This is a genomic window from Blautia sp. MB18-30, from assembly GCF_023669475.1.
Lineage (GTDB): Bacteria > Bacillota > Clostridia > Lachnospirales > Lachnospiraceae > Blautia_A > Blautia_A fusiformis.
Genome location: NZ_JAMOYY010000078.1, coordinates 1 through 2,353, shown reverse-complemented (window position 1 = coordinate 2,353; position 2,353 = coordinate 1). Strand labels below are relative to the sequence as shown.

4 protein-coding genes and 1 pseudogene are annotated in these 2,353 nt (G+C 35.5%); all 5 read left to right on the top strand.

Annotation, left to right across the window (positions count from 1 at the left end; genetic code table 11):
• Positions 1–293 (top strand): annotated as a pseudogene (locus tag NCY57_RS16510) (hypothetical protein); the annotation flags it as partial.
• 26 nt (positions 294–319) lie between these two features.
• Entirely contained in the window at positions 320–790 is a 471-nt protein-coding gene (locus NCY57_RS16505; protein ID WP_015524970.1) for a hypothetical protein, read from the top strand.
• A gap of 25 nt (positions 791–815) precedes the next feature.
• Positions 816–1,079 (top strand): hypothetical protein, encoded by a 264-nt coding sequence (locus NCY57_RS16500; protein WP_015524971.1) that lies wholly within the window; start codon positions 816–818, stop codon positions 1,077–1,079.
• A gap of 391 nt (positions 1,080–1,470) precedes the next feature.
• Positions 1,471–1,866, top strand: a complete 396-nt coding sequence (locus NCY57_RS16495) for a hypothetical protein (RefSeq protein ID WP_015524973.1) — start codon at positions 1,471–1,473, stop codon at positions 1,864–1,866.
• Positions 1,867–1,875: 9 nt separating this feature from the next.
• On the top strand, positions 1,876–2,247 hold the full coding sequence (locus NCY57_RS16490; RefSeq protein ID WP_059086885.1) for a hypothetical protein: 372 nt from the start codon (positions 1,876–1,878) through the stop codon (positions 2,245–2,247).
• The last annotated feature ends 106 nt before the right edge of the window (positions 2,248–2,353 follow it).

Below are 2,353 nucleotides of genomic sequence, written 5' to 3'. Positions count from 1 at the left end.
GGATAAACATAAAAAACAAAACCGCGGGACACGCGGGGATAGCCTGTTTTAGCTTTGCCCTAAAGGGTAATCGAGCAGGAAGCCCCCACTTCAAAATCGTAAGATTTAAGTGGTGGGAGCATGTCACTTGCTTTGTGGAACAGATTGATATTTACAGGGAGGAATCGTATTTCAGATTCTTCAAGTACATAAGAGTTCACTTTTCGTTGTATTTTAAAGAAAGAGAGACATGGAAACTTTGGAACAACAGCGAAAGTATCTTTGAAAAAGATCAAGGGATTACAATAAAATGATATGTAAATGAAGAGTAAGGGGAAAAATGCTGATTACGGATATTATTAACATTTTGGGGAATGAGTTTAGTAGTATATATTGCGTAAATCGTCAAGATCAGTACATTCAGATTTATAGACATCTAAATGAAAACACAGAGTTAGATGAATTAATGAACGAGAAGAAAACATATGAAACCGTAATACAAAAGTATATAGAGACCAATGTATTTGAAGAAGACAGAAATAAAATGCTGGTTGCTACGGATTTTAATAATATATGCAAACAACTGCAACTGGTCTCACAGTTCACAATACATTACAGGATAAAAAATGGTAATGATATTTTGCGTTATCGTATGAAATGTGCAAGAATTGGAAATGCAGATACATTCGAAAAAATAGTGTTTGCGTTTGCAAGTGAGGATTCAGATATAAGATTAGATGAGTTAGGCATTATGAACTTGAGCAGCACCGGTGAGAAAAGAAAAAGCATCTTTTCTCTGCTTATTAAGTGATGATTGTGAGCTGGATCATCGGAGAATGGACAATGTTATTAATGAGTTTGTAGAGAATGCTCCGATTAAAGGAATAAAGATTAAATATGGTATTTACAAAAATATAGATAAGAATCTTTCAATAGCTACCATATATGATTATGCATCTATGGCGGCAGAAACAGTTATGGAAGATTATAATCATGACTATGCGTATTATACAGATGAACTGGCGCAGAAGAGACTTTATAACCAAATGATAGAAAACGATTTTACAGATGCTTTGAAAAATAAGGAGAGATTGGTATAGACGATATTATTTGGATTATTAATCGGCAGGGATAGTCACTTTCCCTTTATATTCCTGCAGGTTTTACATAAGAAGATGGATTTCGGTCAGCAAAGGCAGCTCCCACAATGCCTTTTGGATATCCGCTTCTGCAAGTTGTAGTAAGTAATTGCTTCCCATCAAAATCATGGGGAAAGCGAACTGGTCTGAAAGACCGCCAGTTAGTGTGATGATGATAAGGAGATTTTGAAACTGATGACAGACAGAGATTATGCAATTAAATCAGTGAAAGAAATTACCTTCCATATGGCAAGTCATGCACAGGATTAAGACATTATACTGATATTAAAGAACTGATGACAAGCTACCAGAAACTGATTTTAGAAAACCAGTTGTATTGGAAGAACTGGATATGGAGTGCCAGGAGAAAATCAATGAAGATATGGCATATGCATTGAGTTATCTGAGCATTTATAACAATCAGCTGAATGTGCCAAAGATGCACCGGGAAATGAATAACCTGATGATCATTTATGGCTTGTCTGATATGATCTATCGTGGAATGACACTGGTGAAGTTCTATGCACCGAATGGTGTGATGCTCAGTGAAATCCTTCATTCCTGTTTTTGCAGTCATTATAATAAGACAGATGTGGAAGTACAGCAGGAGCTAGGAATAGGCAGGACTTCTTTTTATAAAATGAAGAAGCAGGCACTTGGATATTTAGGATTTTATTTTTACGAGATCGTGGTACCGCAGGCAAAGGATAAAAGATTTAAACCGTCACTGGGCGTTGAGGAAGAGTAGGTGAGTAATATGAGATACGAAGATTCGATGAAAGGTGTAGCTGATCAAATAATCAAAGAACAGCAGCGAGCCAGTAAAATTAAAAACAATCCAGAAGAGTTCCATTGGCATGACGAATATGCAACGTTGAATTTCTTTCGGTTTATCTGCAAAAATATCGGTAACTTGAGAAATGGAGAAATTGAAAAAATGGTCACACGTTTAAAGTACATAGATCAGAAAGCAGTGGAAAACCATGTGAATGGTGCTGTTTGGGCATTTGATTATGATAAGATGTTCTGTGTATTGATGGAAAATGAAATTTGTCGAAAGGTGTGTGAAAAGAATAAATATAACAGTTGGATGAATCTGATGGGACAGTATTGTGTTTCAAGGACTTAAAGACGAAGAAAGTTGTTGGAGAGAAATAATTTCCAGCAACTCTGTCTTTAATGAATAGAGTTCATTTTTTTATTCAACTATTCCCATGATATATACAATATGTAAA

Bases quoted from the DNA above. Each gene is read 5' to 3' on its own strand.
- NCY57_RS16490 (WP_059086885.1), top strand. From the start codon at position 1,876: ATGAGATACGAAGATTCGATGAAAGGTGTAGCTGATCAAATAATCAAA.
- NCY57_RS16500 (WP_015524971.1), top strand. From the start codon at position 816: ATGGACAATGTTATTAATGAGTTTGTAGAGAATGCTCCGATTAAAGGA.
- NCY57_RS16495 (WP_015524973.1), top strand. From the start codon at position 1,471: ATGGAGTGCCAGGAGAAAATCAATGAAGATATGGCATATGCATTGAGT.
- NCY57_RS16505 (WP_015524970.1), top strand. From the start codon at position 320: ATGCTGATTACGGATATTATTAACATTTTGGGGAATGAGTTTAGTAGT.